Origin of the sequence: Ferrimonas sp. YFM (assembly GCF_030296015.1) — a bacterium.
Classification (GTDB): domain Bacteria; phylum Pseudomonadota; class Gammaproteobacteria; order Enterobacterales; family Shewanellaceae; genus Ferrimonas.
In genome coordinates this window covers 3,216,143-3,233,668 of record NZ_AP027368.1, presented here as the reverse complement: position 1 = coordinate 3,233,668, position 17,526 = coordinate 3,216,143, and the positions used below count along the sequence as shown (strand labels likewise).

Annotated in this window: 13 protein-coding genes; 4 read left to right on the top strand and 9 right to left on the bottom strand. The window is 61.7% G+C overall.

What is annotated here, in order from left to right:
- Positions 1-61: 61 nt before the first annotated feature.
- The 4 genes from QUE41_RS15130 to QUE41_RS15115 form a co-directional block, all read right to left on the bottom strand.
- Entirely contained in the window at positions 62-1,504 is a 1,443-nt protein-coding gene (locus tag QUE41_RS15130) for an efflux transporter outer membrane subunit (RefSeq protein WP_286339840.1), read from the bottom strand.
- A complete protein-coding gene (locus QUE41_RS15125; RefSeq protein ID WP_286339839.1) occupies positions 1,497-4,547 on the bottom strand; it encodes an efflux RND transporter permease subunit in 3,051 nt (1,016 codons plus the stop codon). The genes QUE41_RS15130 and QUE41_RS15125 overlap by 8 nt, the downstream gene beginning before the upstream one ends.
- Positions 4,548-4,558: 11 nt before the next feature.
- Positions 4,559-5,653, bottom strand: coding sequence for an efflux RND transporter periplasmic adaptor subunit (locus tag QUE41_RS15120; RefSeq protein ID WP_286339838.1), 1,095 nt, complete (start codon positions 5,651-5,653; stop codon positions 4,559-4,561).
- Positions 5,654-5,793: 140 nt separating this feature from the next.
- Positions 5,794-6,690 (bottom strand): LysR family transcriptional regulator, encoded by an 897-nt coding sequence (locus QUE41_RS15115; RefSeq protein WP_286339837.1) that lies wholly within the window; start codon positions 6,688-6,690, stop codon positions 5,794-5,796.
- Between the two features lie 135 nt (positions 6,691-6,825).
- Between QUE41_RS15115 and miaE the strand changes: the two genes are divergently transcribed.
- Entirely contained in the window at positions 6,826-7,587 is a 762-nt protein-coding gene (gene miaE, locus QUE41_RS15110; protein WP_286339836.1) for a tRNA isopentenyl-2-thiomethyl-A-37 hydroxylase MiaE, read from the top strand.
- Here the strand turns inward: miaE and QUE41_RS15105 are convergent.
- Positions 7,499-8,182, bottom strand: a complete 684-nt coding sequence (locus QUE41_RS15105; protein WP_286339835.1) for a lysoplasmalogenase family protein — start codon at positions 8,180-8,182, stop codon at positions 7,499-7,501. The genes miaE and QUE41_RS15105 overlap by 89 nt on opposite strands.
- Positions 8,183-8,445: 263 nt before the next feature.
- Here QUE41_RS15105 and QUE41_RS15100 point away from each other — a divergent pair, with 263 nt between their 5' ends.
- The 3 genes from QUE41_RS15100 (at position 8,446) to QUE41_RS15090 (ending at position 11,801) form a co-directional block, all read left to right on the top strand.
- Complete coding sequence (locus QUE41_RS15100) at positions 8,446-10,188, top strand: formate--tetrahydrofolate ligase (RefSeq protein WP_286339834.1); 1,743 nt, start codon at positions 8,446-8,448, stop codon at positions 10,186-10,188.
- Between the two features lie 151 nt (positions 10,189-10,339).
- The gene (locus tag QUE41_RS15095; protein WP_286339833.1) at positions 10,340-10,987 is read left to right on the top strand and encodes an MBL fold metallo-hydrolase; all 648 of its coding nucleotides are present in this window, start codon (positions 10,340-10,342) and stop codon (positions 10,985-10,987) included.
- 163 nt (positions 10,988-11,150) lie between these two features.
- On the top strand, positions 11,151-11,801 hold the full coding sequence (locus tag QUE41_RS15090; protein ID WP_286339832.1) for an MBL fold metallo-hydrolase: 651 nt from the start codon (positions 11,151-11,153) through the stop codon (positions 11,799-11,801).
- A gap of 20 nt (positions 11,802-11,821) precedes the next feature.
- Here QUE41_RS15090 and QUE41_RS15085 read toward each other — a convergent pair whose 3' ends face one another.
- From QUE41_RS15085 to QUE41_RS15070, 4 genes are all read right to left on the bottom strand, one after another.
- Positions 11,822-11,983, bottom strand: a complete 162-nt coding sequence (locus tag QUE41_RS15085) for a hypothetical protein (protein WP_286339831.1) — start codon at positions 11,981-11,983, stop codon at positions 11,822-11,824.
- 200 nt (positions 11,984-12,183) lie between these two features.
- Positions 12,184-14,139, bottom strand: a complete 1,956-nt coding sequence (locus tag QUE41_RS15080) for an MtrB/PioB family decaheme-associated outer membrane protein (protein WP_286339830.1) — start codon at positions 14,137-14,139, stop codon at positions 12,184-12,186.
- Between the two features lie 12 nt (positions 14,140-14,151).
- On the bottom strand, positions 14,152-15,084 hold the full coding sequence (locus QUE41_RS15075; RefSeq protein WP_286342950.1) for a DmsE family decaheme c-type cytochrome: 933 nt from the start codon (positions 15,082-15,084) through the stop codon (positions 14,152-14,154).
- Positions 15,085-15,148: 64 nt separating this feature from the next.
- A complete protein-coding gene (locus QUE41_RS15070) occupies positions 15,149-17,158 on the bottom strand; it encodes an OmcA/MtrC family decaheme c-type cytochrome (RefSeq protein WP_286339829.1) in 2,010 nt (669 codons plus the stop codon).
- Positions 17,159-17,526: the final 368 nt, after the last annotated feature.

Sequence of the window (17,526 nt, the reverse complement as noted above, 5' to 3'; positions counted from 1 at the left end):
ATTCCTGTCTCAAGTGTACCCCGAAATCAGGCATACCGGCAGGGCCGGTATGCCCTCGGCCTCAACTTTCTGACCAACTGCCTCCCAGAGACTGATACAGGGTCACCACCAATTGCGCGTGGCGGGCCCTGGCCTGAACCAGTGAGGCGTTGGCCTGGTGCAGCGAGGCTCTGGCTTTAAGCAGATCTGTGGTACTCGCCAGCCCGGAGTCTGTCAGGCTTTGGGTGCGGGACACCGCCTTGGCCACCTGGTCCCGGGAGCGGGTCAGGGCCTGTAGGTTCTGTTCGCTGTAGCCGTAGGCGCTGAGCAGGGTTTCCACCTCGGAGAAGGCGCCGAGCAGAGTGCGCTGGTAATCCAGGGCAGCGATGTTGACCTGGGATTGGGCCACCGCTTCCATCGCCTCCCGTAAGCCGCCGTCAAACAGGGCCCAGTTGACGCCGGCGCCAAAGCTCCAGGCACTGCTGCCGCTGGCAAAGAGATCGCTGAAGTCACTGGCGGCAACGCCTGGGGTGCCGGTGAGCGAGAAACTGGGATAGCGGTTGGCCATGGCCACCCCCAACTCGGCGTTGGCCACCTTCATCTGCCGCTCGGCCAGGCGGATGTCCGGTCGTCGTTTCAGCAGTTCCGAGGGCAGGCCTATGGGGATCACCCTGTGAATCTGAGGCAGAGGTGTCGGTTGTTTTAGCTCAGCCAGCAGGCTGCCCGAGGGCTGACTCAACAGGATCGCCAATCGGCGGCCATGAACCTCTATAACGGTTTCAAGCTGAGGCAGCATCGCCGCCACCGCCTCCCGTTGGGCCGCCACCTGGGCGGCTTCTGCGCTGGAGGTGAGCCCGTGACGGCTCAGACTGTCGACTCTGGGCTGGATCTGCTCCAGATCGGCCAGCTGAGCCCTGAGCAGCGACTGTTGCTCCTGGGCACTGCGCAGCTGCAGGTAGTTGCTGACCACGGCGCTGACCACCATCAACCGGGTGCCATCGGCGATGATCTCCACCTGTTCCGCCCTGGCGTCGCTGGCTTCAATCAGGCTGGCGGTCTTGCCAAAGAGATCCGGTTCCCAGGCCACACCCAGGCCCAGGTAGGCGGCATCCAGATGACGGGAGGCCAGAGGGAAGCCGAGGGGCTGGCCTCCCACACTGGGGTTGCGCAGGGGGCCGCCTATGGGCCCCTGTTCACTGAGTTGCCCGGCCACATAGCCCGCCCCCAATCCCACCTGCGGCAGGCGGGTGGCAGACACCGCTTCCCGGTAACTGCGGGCCAGCTTTACCCTCTCCTGGGCGGCCAGCACCGTCAGGTTGTCGGAGAGCGCCTGGGTGACCAGGTTTTCCAGGGTGGGGTCCTCAAACTGAGTCCACCAATTCAGATCCGCCTGCACCGCGGACGTGGAGCCCGAGGCTTGCCAGTGGGCAGGTTGCCAGCTCGGTTGATCCGGAGCCTGGTACTTCGGGCCCACAGCGCAGCCGCTGAGGATGAGGGGCAGCAGGGGGAGTAAGTACTTACGCATGGTTCTGTTCCTCTTGAGCCGGCACCTTGTAGAGCACCGCATAGATGACCGGCATGATCAGCAGGGTCAGGAAGGTGGCCAGGGTCAGGCCGCCGATGATGGTGGCGGCCATGGGGCCAAACAGGGCGTCCCACCACAGAGGGATCATCCCCAGCACCGTGGTCAGGGCGGCCATGCTGATGGCCAGAGTCCGGTTTACCGCAGACTCCACCAGGGCATCGAAGGGGGCGCGGCCTCTGGCCAGTTCCAGGTTGATCTGATCCATCAGCACTATGCCGTTTTTGATGATCATCCCGGTCAGTGAGATGGTGCCTACGATGGACATAAAACCAAAGGGCTTGGCGGACAGCATCATGATGGGCACGACGCCGATGGAGGCCAGGGGAATGGTCAGCAGGATCACCGCAGGCTGCCTCAAACCGTTGAACATGGCCACCATCAGGATAAGCATGAACACCCCGGCCTTGGGCAACTGGGCGAAGATGTCCCGAACCGACCTGTCCTCGTCATAGAACTCGCCGCCCCACTCCATGCTGTAGCCGTCGGGCAGGGCAATGGCCTGGATCTCCCGGGCGATCTCCCGCCTGGCCTGGGAGGCGTAGACTCCCTCTACGTCGGCCTGAACCGTCATGGTTCTCAGCCGGTTACGTCGCCAGATCTGCCCCTCTTCAAATTGCAGCTGAAAGCCATCGACCACCTGACCCAGGGGCACCACGTGGTTGCCGAGCAAAGGGGTGACCGGCAGAGTCAGCAGCGAGCTGAAGTCATTGCGCTGGACCTCCGGGTTACGCAGCAACACCGGCAGCCGGTCGCGGCCATCATAGAGGCTGGTCACCCTGAACCCATCGGTGGCCCTGGCCAGGGCGACGTTGACGTCGTTACGGGTGACGCCGCTGAGCCTGGCCCTGTCCTGATTGAATTGGGGAATCAGTACCTTGGAAGGCTGGCGCCAATCGTCCCTGACGTATTTGAGATTGGGGTGAGCATTCATGATGGCCTTGGCCTGACTGGCCAGTTCACGCAGCACCTTGGGATCCGGGCCGCTGAAGCGGGCTTCGATGTTGAACTTGTCCACGGTGGCCAATTTAAGGGGGCGAAACCTGGGCTCGGCATGGGGAAAATGGGCCTTAAGGTAGGCGTCACCGCGCCGGCGCAGCTGAGGGATCTGTTCATAGCTGCCCAGATTCACCAGGATCTGACCATAGGCGGGGTCGTTGGGTTCGGGCTCATAGGTCACGGTGAACCTGGGGGCACCGCCGCCAATGAAGCTGGCGGTGCTTTTGACCTCCGGTTGCGCCAGGAGCCAGGCTTCAATCTTGGCCATGTCCGCCGCCGTCTGCTTGATGTCGCCCCCCTGGGGCAGCCAGTAATCCACGAAGGTGATCGCCCTGTCCGAGCCGGGCATAAAGTTCAGTACCACCTTGGTGCTCAGCACCGCAGTGACCACCAGGGCGCCACCGATCACGCTGAGTGCCGTTTTACGGTTGTTGAGGATCCAGGTGATCACCGTCCGGGCTCTGTTCTGCCAGGCAGGCACGGCTTCAGCCCCTTCGGCGGGCTTGTAGAAAGCCCAGCACATCAGGGGGGTTACCGTGACCGCCACCACCCAGCTCAGCAGCAGGGAGGAGGCCATGACGTAGAAGAGATCGATGGCAAACTCGGCGGAGGCGGTTTGGCTGAATAGCACCGGCGAGGTGGCCGCGACGGCGATCAGGGTGGCGGCCAGCAGTGGAATCTGAGTCTCCTTGACCGATTCTGCCGCGGCAACGCGCCGCTCGATGCCGGTGCGCACCTTGGCGATGTAGAGATCGGTAATCACAATGGCGTTATCCACCAGCATCCCCAGTGCCAGGATGAAGGCGCCAACGGAAACCCGGTGCAGGTCGATGCCGGCAATCAGCATGTAGACCAGGGTCAGCAGCAGGGTGATGCCCAGGCTGGCCCCCACTATGGTGGCGCTTCGCCAGCCCATGAAGATCCACAGGACCACCACCACGATGGCAACGGCACTGAGCAGGTTGCCGGTGAAGTTGTTGACCGACTTCTGCACCTCATCGGGCTGGAAGACGATGGTGTGCACTTCAACCCCAGCAGGCATGCTGGACTCAAACCTGGCCATCGCCGCCTTGAGACTGTCACCTATGGCGACCACATTGAGGCCATCCTGAGGGTTAACCGCCAGGGTGATGGCTCGCTGACCGTTGAACCGGTTCATCACCAGAGGAGTGTCGCTGTCGGCTTCAAAGATCTCGGCCACGTCCCCCAGCTTGAATCTCTGGTCTCCCAGAGGGCCGGCGCCGCTCCTGAGGATCAGGGCTTGCACCGAAGCCACCGAGTCCAGGGTGTCGCTGTGACTGAGGCGAATCCGTTCATACCCCAGGGTCAGTTGCCCGGGCTGGCTGATGAGGCTCTGACTGTAGAGCTGGTCCAGCAACTGGGCGGGTGTCATGCGATAGCTGGCCAGACGGGCTTCATCGATCTCGATGAAGATCGCCCGCTCATACAAACCCTGAACCGCCACCTTGTTGACCCCGTCCACCGCCTTTAGCTGACGCTGGAACAGCCGGGCATAGTGGTTGAGCTCCCTTGGGGCGATGCCGTCTCCGGTGACGGCGAACATCATGCCGAACACCTCGGAGAACTCATCCACGACCACGGAGATCTGCGCCTCCATGGGCAGCTCCAGCTTAACGTCATTCACCTTGCGTCTGAGCAGGTCCCACTCCTGAGGAAGCTGTTTCCCCGTGGTGGTGTCATAGAGGTCAACAAACACCATGGATTGGCCGGGGCGGCTCACGGAGCGCAGCTTCCACAGACGTCCCATCTCCTGCAGCTTGCGCTCCATGACATCGGTGACCCTGATCTCCACCTCCTCGGCGCTGGCGCCGGGGTAGAGGGTCACCACGGCGGCGGTCTTTACGGTGAAGGCGGGGTCCTCCAGCTTGCCCAGGGCAAAGTAGCCATAGAGGCCCATCAGGCAGAGCAGGGTAGTGATAAAGCTGGTAAAAAAGCGCCGGTTGATGGCGATAGAAGCGAAATTCATCTCCGGTACCCTCACAGCTCAACCTGACGGTCACCCAGCAGGACGTCACCCACTTGCGCCCCATGGTCGAAGTAGGGGGCGCCGGAGATCATCACCACATCGCCCTGATGAAGCTGGCCCTGTACCCGAATTCGGTCACGCTGGTAGCCGACCACCTCAACCTGGGTTTTCACCACCCGGCCATTGTCGATGACGCAGACGTAGGCCGCCTCTCCCCGAGATTGCACCGCACTGCTGGGCAGCAGGAAACCGGGATGCTGGCTGGAGGGCAGGGCCAGGGTCATCAGGCCGGTCTGCTCCGGCCAGCCGCCTTGAGGCTGGTGGTCCAGTGTGGCGATCACCTGGAAGGTGCGGCTCATCATGCTGGCGGAATGGCTGATTTCGGCGATCTCCGACTCGAACTCCCCCGAATGGTCCTTAAGCTGCAGTGCCGCCTTCATGCCGATGTGGACGCGGTGGGCCAGCTGCTCAGGCAGGTCCAGCCTGACTTGAAAACCGGCTTCCCCATGCAGAGTCAACACACCCATTGCCGGGACCGCCTGCTCATGGGCCTCGATGGCCACCCTGGACACCACGGCGTCGAAGGGGGCGGTCAACACCGAGTAGCCAAGGGCGTCCCGGGCCATCTGCAGCCGCTGCTCCACGACGGTCACCGCCGCGGCAGTGCGCTCCACCGCGGTATTGGCCCTGTCCAGCTCCACCCGGGCTATGGCATCGTCTCTGTCCGCCGCGGCGACCCTGGCGCGCTCCTGCTTCGCTTGGTGGGCCTGGGCTCTGGCTTCCACCAGTCTGGCCTGATACTCGGCAATTTGAACCTCGAAATCGTGGGGATCCAGTTGCATCAGCACCTCACCTTTGCGAACGCGCTGGCCCTGATGTACTAGGACACTCTGTACCGGCCCGGCGACCCGAAACGCCAGTTCGGCGTGTTCAACGGGCTCCAGGGTGGCGGGCAAGGAGACCAGCTCCATGGACTGGGGCTGGGACAGCACCATCGCCCTGACCGGGCGTGGGGTTTTATCGGCGGTGACCTGGGCTGGCGGGGTGCACCCCTGCAGCAACAGGCTCAGGGCCAATAGGGTGGCTGGGGAGGAAAAGCGATTCATCAAAGCCTCGAATTGGGGGAGTGTGCCGCAAGTCTATGGGCAGCCCCTTCGGGGATGAACCGGCATCAGTCAGAATGACTTTATCGAAAAATGAAAAAATGAACGGGCTTTTGCCTCAGTTAAACCCTTGGAACCTCATTTTATCTCAATAACTGGAAGGCAGGATTGCGTCGTACCTCCTCCAGGGCGAAGTCGATGAAGGCCCGCGACAGCTGACTGGGGTGGCGCCGGGAGGGGTAGATCAGCCAGATCTCCTCCGCCTGATCATCGTCCCCATCGAACAGCTCCACCAGCCTCCCCTGCTGAATAAGGGGAATGGCGACAATGCTGGGCAGGAAGCCGATACCATGGCCGCTGCACACCAGGTCATCGAGCAAGGATTGCTGGTTGACGATGAAGTCCCCGGCGACCTCCACAGGTTCGCTTCCCTGGATCTGCCACTGATTGTCCAGCCGGCCATTGGGCATGCGAAACAGAATGCAGTTGTGCTGGCTCAGCGCCTGGGGGCTGTCCGGGCGACCGTGCCTGGACAGGTAGTCCGGGGACGCCACCACCATCCGCCTCAGCTTTCCGGCCAGGCGCGCCACTTCCGATGAGTCCTTCTGGGGGCCGATGCGCATCCCCAGGTCAAACCCATGTTCCAGCAGATCCAGCTCCTTGCCGGGAATTTCGACGTCGAAGGTGACCTCCGGGTGGGCCTGCTGGAACTTCTGCAGGAAGGGCAGCACCAGATTGGAGTCGGCGAACAGCTGCAATCGCAGCTTGCCTGACAGGGTGCTGCGTTTGTCCCTGAGCTGCTCTATGGTGGCACTGAGTTCGGTGAGCATGGGTTGTACCTGCTGGTAGAACTCCTGCCCCTCTTCGGTGATTCTCAGCTGCCGGGTGGTGCGGGCAAACAGGGGGAAGCCCAACTCCCCCTCCAGCTGGCGCAAGCGGCGGCTGACGTTGGCCACCGGCAGATCGGCGGCATCGGCCGCCTGGGTGATGGAACCGCAATCGGCCACCAGCAGAAACAGGGAGAGATCCTCGGTTTTCATGGCGTTAGATCTTGAGTGGACATGCAGTTCAGTGTACCACCTCAGCTTGAACCCCGGGCAAACCGTCCCCTTGTTTCGCCCTGGTCCGAGCGATACCATTCGCCCCATGAAGGTATCAGCCATAAGGAGTTGGCAGTGGAGAGATTACTGGCGCCGGTCAAGGCCTTTTTGCACGGAGAGACCCCAGGCTCATGGATAGAGGAGGCCAGGCGTCCCGAGCGTCTGGCGGTGGTGCTGCAGGACCATTTGCTGTGCGAGCTTAAGGCGGCCCAGACCGCGGTGTGGTTGCTCAGGCGATACGCCCTGGACAAGGGAGCCAGTGAACGCCTGCAGGGCTGGGTTCGCCCCTTCGAGGACAGGGTGTATCGCCCTCAGCTGGCCCAGGGGCAGCAGGCCAGGGCCAGTGAGGTGACCCCCGCCGGGCTCAGTTGCCGCCCGGATGCGCCCCTGGCGGGTCCCCTGGTGGAGAAGATGGTGCGCCTCATCAAGGAGGAGCTGCACCATTTCGAGCAGGTTCGGGAGCTGATGCTGGCCCGGGGTGTCGCCATCGAGCCCATTCGTGCGTCCCGCTACGCCGCCTCGCTGATGCAGCTGGTGAGAAAGGACGACCCCTGGGTGCTGGTGGACCGTCTCATCATTGGCGCCTACATCGAGGCGCGCTCCTGCGAACGCTTTGCCGCCCTGGCGCCTTATATGGACGAGGAGCTGGAGCGATTCTACGTGTCCCTGCTGCGCTCGGAGGCCCGCCACTACCAGGATTACCTGGCACTGGCGCAGCTGGCCAGCCCTGAGCCCATCGATGAGCGGGTCAGGGAGATTGGTGAGGCGGAGTGGCGGCTGATGGTGGAGCCGGATCCCCTGTTCCGCTTTCACTCCGGGGTGCCGTCAGGCCTGTGACCAGCAGCATCAGTGCGGCGAAGTAGGTGACAAAGATGGTGGTCATCCCCAGCTGCGAGTGGTAGACGAAGGTGTCGATGGCGATCATCGAATCGGAGATCAGGAACAGCGCCGCCCCGAGCTGGCTCTGCCAGTTGAGGTTAGCCCGTATCGCGCCCATCACCATGGCGGTCAGCAGCAGACTGTAGAGGGCCAGTAGCGGTGCCCGCCCATCCAGATAGGGCCAGATCAGCCACAGGAATACCAGGGTACCTGCGGGCAGGGTGACCCACTGCCAGCTTGGGCGGCCAGCAGGGTGTCGCCACAGCAGCAGACACAGACACAGCTGGGTGAGGCTGAAGGCACCCAGGCCCGGCACCAGATGGGAGTTGTGGCCAAAGTCCAGGGCGATGTCCCCGCAGGCGGCCGCCGCCAGGGCCAGGTAGAGCAGGGGGCGGGGGCCAAGAACCGTGCGTCCCAGGCTCCACTGCAACAGAGCCAGTGCCGGCAGGGCCTTGAGCAGCCAACTGAAGGGAAAGGGGCGAAACGCCTCAACGGCGGTGTAGGCAATGGCAGCGACCAGGGCCAGCAGCCAGGGCAGGGGGCGGTTATCCATCATCATCCTTGAATGGAGAAAAGCCCATTTTGCCTTCTCAAATCAAAAGCTTCCATTGTGCTGTTTACCCCCAGCAACAGGATGGAAACCAGAGTGTACGTCGCGGTTTTGCTTAAGGTTATGAATTAATAAGTAAATTTCCCAGTTTGCACGATTTTGGGGCCAGCTACGGCCTTGGTCCAAATTTGATAAAAAGGTGTCTGAATTAGGCCCCTTTTCCAGTACAATGTGCGCGGCTTCAAGGTCGTACCCGGAAAATAATAATGAAATCAGACATCGCAATCTCTCAATCTGCTGACTTGGCCCCCATCACTGACATCGCTGCCGCCGCAGGCATCCAGCCGCAAGAGCTGGTCCCCCAGGGGCAGTACAAAGCCAAGCTCAGCCACCAGCTGCTCAAGCGCGCCAGTGCCGCGCCCCAGGGTAAGCTGGTGCTGGTGACCGCCATCACCCCAACGCCTCTGGGTGAAGGCAAAACCGTGACCACCATCGGCCTCTCCCAGGGGCTCAAGGCCATCGGCCAGAAGGTGATGGCCTGCATCCGTCAGCCCAGCATGGGGCCGGTGTTTGGGGTTAAGGGCGGCGCCGCCGGTGGCGGTTACTCCCAGGTGGCCCCCATGGAGGAGATGAACCTCCACCTGACCGGCGACATTCACGCCGTGACCGCGGCCCACAACCTGGCCGCCGCCGCCATCGATGCCCGCGCCTACCATGAGCAGCGTCAGGGCGATCAGTTCGAGGCCCGCTCCGGCCTGCCTCGCCTGGGCGTCACCGCCGAGGGGATCGTCTGGAATCGCGTGGTCGACATGAACGACCGCGCCCTGCGTAAGATTCGCATCGGCCTCAATGAACCTGGCAAAACCGTCAACGGCCTGGAGCGCGAGAGCGGCTTCGACATCTCCGCCGCCTCCGAATTGATGGCCATTCTGGCCTTGGCCAAGGACCTCAAGGATCTGCGTCAGCGACTGGGGCAGGTGGTCCTGGCCTACAACGAACACAACCAGCCGGTGACCGCCGAGCAAATCGGTGTCGCCGGTGCCATGGCCGCCATCCTGAAAGACGCCGCCCAGCCCACCCTGATGCAGAGTCTGGAAGGGGTGCCCACCCTGGTGCACGCGGGACCTTTCGCCAACATCGCCCATGGCAACTCCTCGGTGATCGCCGATCGCATCGCCCTGGGGCTGGCGGACGTGGTGGTGACCGAAGGGGGCTTCGGCTCCGACATGGGCTTTGAGAAAGCCTGCAACATCAAGGCGCGCGCCGCCGGACGTGGCCCGGACGCCGCCGTGGTGGTGGCCACCCTACGCGGCCTGAAGGCCAACTCCGGGCGCTACGACCTGCGTCCCGGCCAGCCTCTGCCGGACTCCCTGTTCCAGGAAGATCTCGATGCCCTGGCCGACGGCTTCGCCAACCTGAAGTGGCACATCGACAACGCCCGCCGCTATGGCGTGCCTGTGGTGGTGGCGCTGAACCGTTTCCCCGATGACAGCGACATGGAGCTGGCCTGGCTGGAAGCCCGGGTCAGGGAAGCTGGTGCCAGCGTTGCCCTGTCTGAAGCCTTTGCCAAGGGCGGAGAGGGGGCCCGAGCCCTGGCTGAGGCGGTGATGGACGCCCTGCAACAGCCCGCGGATTTCCGTCCTCTGTATGAGCTGGAACAGCCCCTGGAGGCCAAGTTGCTGACCCTGGCTGAGGTGGCCTATGGCGGCGATGGCATCGAGCTCTCCGAGCAGGCGCGCAGTGACATCGACCGCCTGACCGAGCTGGGCTATGGCAACCTGCCCCTGTGCATGGCCAAGACGCCGCTCTCCATCAGCCATGACCCCGCCCTCAAAGGGGTGCCCAGCGGCTTTACCATTCCGGTGCGCGGCTTGCGGCTGTGCGCCGGTGCCGGTTTCGTCTATGCCCTGACCGGCAACGTGATGACCATGCCCGGCCTGCCGGAGCGCCCCGCCTATCTGAGCATCGACATCGATGACGAGGGCAACATCACCGGCATCGATGAGTAAGCCCAGCTAAGATATAACGGTGAAGGCGCCCCTCGAGAGGGGCGTTTTTTCTGCCTTTTGAATTGGAAAGACCCTGTTTAGACTAGGGACGTTTGGCCTGGGGAAACCCTGTGGTACCCTAAGCCCTCAGTTTTTGGTGAGTGTGTGAGTTATGAAATACCAGATTGTGCCTGTCACCCCCTTCCAGCAGAACTGCTCCCTGTTGTGGTGCAGTGAAACCAATAAGGCGGCGGTCATCGATCCAGGTGGTGACCTGGAGCGGATTCAGGCGGCCATCGATAAGCTGGGAATCGAGGTGGAGCAGGTGCTGCTGACCCACGCCCACATCGACCATGCCGGCGCCTCCCGCATGTTGGCGGACAAGCTGAATGTGCCCCTGGTGGGCCCTCATAAGGCGGATCAGTTCTGGTTGGATCAACTGCCCCAGCAGGCGCAGATGTTCGGCCTGGCCCTGTCTCAGGCGTTCACCCCGGATCGTTACCTGGAAGATGGCGAGCAGGTGGCGGTGGGCAAGGTCACCCTGGACGTGCTGCACACCCCGGGCCATACCCCAGGTCACGTGGTGTTCCACAATGCCGACTCCGGCCTGGCGTTCGTGGGTGACGTACTGTTTGCCGGCTCCATCGGCCGCACCGACTTCCCCATGTCCAACCATGGTGATCTCATCGCCTCCATTACCGGCAAGCTGTGGCCACTGGGTGCCGACACCGAGTTCGTGCCGGGCCATGGTCCCAACTCCACCTTCGGTCAGGAGCGCAGCTCCAACCCCTTCGTGGCTGACGCGGTCCTCGGTGGCTGAGAACGCCTGACATGAAAAGCCGGCCTTGGTGTCGGCTTTTTTGTGCCCGGAGAAAGCGGATTCGGGGTCGGGGTCAAAGATCTGCAATCCCCGCCAAGGTCGGTCCGTCCTGAGCCATGGGGCCATGGTAGGCTTGCGCCACTGCAAGACTTGAGGTGTAACGATGAAGTATCAGGTGCTACAGGTAAGCTCCTACCGAACCAATTGTTCCCTGCTGTGGTGTACCCAGACCCACAGGGCGGCCCTTATCGATCCCGGCGGCGATGCCGAGCTGCTGCTTGACGCCATCGAAGAGAAGGGGCTCACCCTGGAGCGGGTATTGCTGACCCATGGTCATATCGATCATGTCGGGGTGGCGCGGGTGTTGGCACAGCGGCTGGGGGTGCCGGTGGAGGGGCCCCATCGGGATGACCAGTTTTTGCTGGATATGCTGCCCGAGGAGGCGCGCACCTATGGTTTTCCCATGGTGGAAGCCTTTATGCCCGAGCGTTACCTCGAGCAGGGGGACCGCATTCAGGTGGGCCGCCTGACCCTGGAGGTGCTGCATACGCCGGGCCATACCCCGGGCCACCTGGTGTTCCATAACCCTGAGGCGGACATCGCCTTTGTGGGCGATTTGATCTTCGCCGGCTCCGTGGGACGCACCGACTTCGAGGGGGGCAACCAGGGGGATCTGATTCACTCCATCACCCAGCTGCTCTGGCCTTTGGGGGAACAGACGGAGTTGGTTCCCGGTCATGGCCCCAACTCCACCATCGCCCGGGAGCGCCGCCTCAATCCCTATGTGGCGGACAGCCGGCTTCAGAGCCAGTGACGAAAACGGAAAAACCGGCCTCAGGGCCGGTTTTTTTGCGTCTGCGTCTGCCACAGCCTGGGTTGGCGGTCGAGGCTGACGATGTCGTAGATCAGGTACGCCAGCAGCGGCAGTCCCGCCAGAAACGCCAGCTTCACAAACTCCATGGAGGCGGGGTTGCCCAGTACAGTTAACTCGGTCATGGTGTATCTCCTCTAAAGGGGTGAGAAGGTCCACTCCTTGGCCTGAAATAGGGCGCGGGTGCGCCAGCCAGTGCAGAATAGCGACCGGGGCGGGACAGCTCAAGAAATAAGCAGAATTATCAAATGATGATTCAGAGTGGGTTCAGAGGGATAAAAAAAGGCCGGTCACAAGACCGGCCTTATCCATCATCATCGCTGCTTTACAGCTTGTAGTTCACCGACAGCATCACCATGTGGGCGTTGTAGTCGCTGTTCAGGTCACCCAGGGTGATCAGGTTAGGCACCACATCCTGCTCCACCGCGGCGTAGTCCGCATCCTCGTAGCGCTCGAAACGGTAGTCCAGTCTCAGGGAGAGGGCTGGGTTCACCGCGTAGGTGCCGTAGAGGTTGAGGTTGTAGCTGGTGGCGAAGTAGCCGTCGTACTCGCTGAAGCCAGAGGTGGTGTCACTGTTGGAGTCGGCGTAGACATAATCGCCGCCCAGCACCAGCTTCTCAGCCATCAGACCTGTGTAGGTGAAGCCCAGGCCGAAGTGCTCAAACTCATCTTCCACCTCGGCATCCCAGCTGGCAGGACCGGACACGGAGCCGGACTGCTCGGAGAAGATCCACTGCTTGCCGAAGAACAGGTGAGTGTTGAAGCGCTCGGTGTGCTGGAACGCCAGGGTGGCGTCGAAGCCATAATCCTCGGCCTCGGTCAGGCCCACCTCGGACTTGTCGTAGTCATCCAGGGCGTAGTAGCCGCTGAAGTCCACGGTCAGACGATCCAACGGGGTGTGGCTGACGCGCAGTTCCACCTCGCTGCGATCCCGGTCCGCCACGTTGTAGCGGCGCATCAGGTCGTTGTTGTTGCCTGTTACCCTGTAGGTGGAGCCATCACGGCTGGAGAAGCCACCCTTGAGGGCGATGTCCCAGGCGTCGAAGGCAGTCACACGCACACGACCCCAGACGGCGTCGTCTGTGGTGTCTTCGCGGTCCTGAGCGCTGCGGGTCACTTCCTTGCGGTCATAACCCAGATCCACCCGGTAGCCGCGTGCGATGCGGTAGCTTGCGCCCAGCTTGTAGGTGGTGCGGTCCACGTCGTAGGCCTGGTACTCGGCGGCGTCGCCGGAGTTGGGGTCCAGGGCCAGCTCGGTGACCAGGATGTCAGAGGAGTTGTCACGCTCGCTGTAGTCCACAGACGCGGTCAGGCGCAGGGCGTTGGTGGCCATGGAGGTCAGCTTGAGGTTGGCATCCAGGGTTTCGATCTTGCCGTCGAACCCGGCGATGCCGTTGTTGACCACCAGCAGATCCTGGTCCTGAGTCATTTCGCCGGAGGAGACGCGACCGGATACCTGGGTGCGACCGAAGCTGTAGAAGCCGTTGGCCATCACCTGGTAGGCATCGTTGTCAGGGGCGTCCTGATAGGCGCCCTGAACCGCGCCAAAGTTCAGCACATCCACCTTGTTGTCGTAGCTGGAGGCCAGGTAAGCCAGCTGGGTAAACCACTGCTCACCCTGCAGCTTGACCCCGGCTTCCCAGGTGTCGGTGCTGCTGTCCACCGGCTTGGCTACATTGGTGGGGGTACCGCCCCAGATGGAGGCTTTCTTCAGGCCGCTCTTATCTTCACGGCGGAAGTTGGCGTAGGTCTGCCACATCTCGCCACCGAAGCTCAGCTCGGCGCCGTAGCGCTCGCGCTCGGTCTCCAGGGTTTGCTCTTTGAGGTCGCCGGCGACCCAGGTGTTGCCGACTACGGAGTAGTTGGACTGGGCGTGGTCATTCTTCACCGTGACCAGCTTGCCGTACTCCACGGCCACGTTCCAGGTGTCGCCGTGACCGGCTGCCAGGCGGGCTTCGCCGTTGTCCATACCCAGGTTGCGGGCTTCCAGGGAGGCGCCGTAGCCGGACTCTGAGGTGTATTTCAGATCGGAGTTGAAGGCACCGAAGGCGCCGTCTTCTGCGCCGAAGTAGTTGGCGGAGCGTTCGTTGTCGCTGTCCACCGCACCGGCGGCCACACCAACGCTGCCCTGGGCACCGTACTCGACGACGCAACGCTTACAGGACCACTTGTCGGTGTTGACCTTGTCCAGGTTGGCTTCCTGGATGCTGTAACCACCCGCCATTGCCATGCCGGAAACGCCGGCCAGGGCCAGGGTGATCAGGTTATATCTGAATCTCATGCTTCCCTCTCCTTAGCGCTGCAGCGCTTTGCCGGCAGGGTGGTTAGACCCGTGAATCTGGCTGTGGCAGTTCAAACAGCTTTGACCTGAGGTAAACACGCTGGGCTTACCATTGATGCTGTTGCCACTGTGAGGGTTGGTGTGACACTGCTGACAGAGCTGAGGAGCACGATTGGTCAGCATGCCCTCATTAACGCTGCCGTGAGGGTTGTGACACAGGGAGCAATCCTCGGTCACAGGAGCGTGCTCCCACAGGAAAGGGCCGCGTTTCTCGGCGTGACACTGGTAGCAGTTGTCGTTGACCGAGACCTGGTTCAGGGCCGCTTCCGACATGGAGCCGTGCGGGTTGTGACAGTCGGTGCAGCTCATGTCTGCCCACTTCAGCGGGTGAGAGGAGCGCTTGTTCATGTCCGCCTTCTGACGGCTGTGACAGGCAGTGCAGGTATCCACTTCGGTATGACGATCCAGGATAGGATCCTTGTCGGTGTGGACCTTGTGACAGGAGGCACAGGCGACTTCTTCCAGATTGTGAGTGGAGGAGTGCCAGGCCATGCGCTCGCCATCCTGGTGACAGGAGAGGCAGACGCTGTTCTGTTTGGCGGCAGGGATGGGAGCGTCGGCACCGAACTGAATCATCGGCTCCTTACCACCACGGTTGTGTTTGCCCTGAGGGCCGTGACAGGCTTCGCACTGCAGGCCAGCCATGGGGCTCTTGCTGCTGTTGGTGCTGCCGTGCACGCCCTTGAAGATCGCCATCACCTGGTCGCTCTTGCGGTGGCACATCAGACAGCCGTCGGCGCCCTTGCTGGAGTATTTACCCTCGGCAAACTTGGTGTCCAGGATCTGCTCCACTTCCGCGTCGGGCAGTTTGTCCCAGGGCGCGGCGGTTGCGCCCAGGCCGGTAAGCAGGGCGAGGCCGGCCACCAGGGGGGTTAACCATTTCATCTGTTTCATAAGGTATTCCTAACTGTGATCCGAACAAGGGGAGGGCGGAGCCCTCCCCAACGCCTTAGAACTTGACGTTGCCGTGGTTCACCACTTCGGGAGCGTGGCAGACCAGACAGTTCTCTGCGGACACGGCCAGCTGGGCGTCAGCCTTCTCACCGTTGTATACGCCGTTGCCGAAGGTGCCGCCGGTCATGTGAGTGACCGCAGACTCATAGTCGTGGCAGCTGGCGCAGGTAGCGGTGATGGGGGTGCCGTAACGGGCGTCGGCGGGGTTGAAGCCGCTGCCGCCATCAACGATGCCGGTGTTGATCACATCCTTCTTGGCGAAGGAGTCCAGGTTGAAGCTGGTGTGGCACTGGGCACAGTCGCCGATGATGGCTTTGTCCTTGTGGGTCACGTGCAGCTTCTGCTCGAAGGCGCCCTGGTTGGCGTAGGAGTAGGTACCCTCTGGGGTGTGACAGGTCACACAGCCATCCAGGCCAACAACCTTACCTTCGGCGTCGTGGGCAACCTGTTCGGTCATCACGAAACCGGAGTGGTAGCCCTTGTGAATCTGCCAGTTTTCGTTGTGGCAGCCTTCACACTTGGCGAAGTCCAGGGAGTCGGTGTGGCGCATAGAGGGGGCGTCACCAGACTTTGTTACGAAGGCCATGTTGGCTTTCATACCGGTGTAGTTGGCCACGTCATCGGGGTCGGCCACGTCGGCACAGTCAACGATGGCACCATCTTTGCTGCAGGCAGCAACGCCGATGAAGGAGAAGGCGGTATCGTCATCAGCACCGGCGGCACCATAGGGCAGAGGGTTGCCGTCGTGGTCGGTGATGGGCATGACGAAGCTGCCATCGACGATGGTGGTGCCGGAAGCCAGCTCACCGTTGACTACCGCATCCTGGTGGCTGCCGGTGCCGTAGCTCAGTACGGGGTAGTTCGGACCAACGTTAGTCAGCACTTCGATGCGCTTCAGCTTGGGCAGCACCTCGGTGGCGTCCAGAGCGGTGCCCTGAGCGTCGGTGATGGTTACGGTGATGCTGGTGCTGTTGTTGTCGGCGTCGTAGTTCAGCTCGGTGGTGCTGCCCCACTGGGCAATCACCTTGGCGGCGTCGTTCCACTCACCCAGGTGAGCGTCGATGGTGCCAGCCACTACGCCGGTGCCTTCTGCGGTGTGGCAGGTGGCACAGGTGGAGCTGTCAGGCTGCTCGGTGATGTGAGCGCTGTTGGTGTGACAGCTGGAGCAGGCTTCCTTGGTGGGAACCATGGACCAGTTGCCCCACTCGGCCAGGGCCAGATCGGCTTCGGGCTCGGAGGTCAGGTGACAGACGTTACAGGCGGCGCGATCGGTGGGGTACTCACCGGCTTCTGCGGCAACCTGGTGGACATCGTGCACGATCAGGGTGAAGTCGCGGTTGGTGCGAAGTCCATCGTGACAGGTGGCACAGGTCTGTGGGTTGGTGTAGCTGTGTTTGATCTTCTCCCCTTCGCCGTGACAGGCGGCACAGGAGTCGATGGCTACGATGTTGCGGGTGTAGTCGGCGGAGGCGCCGGCTGCATTGTAATCAAAGGCGACTTCGGCATTCGGTACCGTGGTGGTGCCGTCGGCCAGGGTGCCCGCAGGAACGATCACGTTCAGGCGGCGGGTAAAGTCGTCGGCCAGGTCGGCGGAGTCCAGGCTGGAGAAGGTCACGGCGTAGTAGCCATTCTTCTCATCCACGATCTCGGCTTCGCCATTGCGGCTGTCATCACCGGAGAACAACCAGCGGGTGCTGTCGCCAACGGTCTTGTGACCGGCGGGCAGCAACTGAGCTACGTTGATCTTCATGCCCTGCAGACCAACAACAGACTCATCCTCTTCGTTGGTGGCCAGCACCTTGAAGACAGGAAGGCCGTTGTCGAAGCTGACTTCGGTAACGGACAGGTTCAGTTGGTTGACTTCGGTGGCTGGCTCACCGCCGGGACGACCGGGGTTGCCATCATTGCCATCATTGCCGTCGGAGCCGCCACAGGCGGACAGCGCCGCACTGACTACCGCTGCGGTAGCCATCAGGCGCCAGTTGGGGGTTTTCATCATCATCATTATCATTTCCCTGCTTTTGGAGATGGTTTTTTGTTAACCATCTTACCAAGTGACGCTTACTGCCTTGATTAAGATTCAGTTGTGCGCCTATTCAATGCAATTTATATCAACTTCCTCTCATAAATACTGTGACTTGCATCAGCGATTTACATTGCTCTACCCAGAAAGGAGTAAGTGAAAAATTTCACTTAGGCAATAACTTAGTTGCAAAAAAGGGAAATGTGAACGGCGTTTCTTGCCGGTTCAGCCAGGGTTCAGCGAAAAGCCCGGACAGGGCTGCTTTTAAATCTGAAAAACCGAGTTAAAAGACCGACTTTTTGTGTGGGTGTTGGTCAATCTTTCCACATTTGGCGATCTTTACAGACATT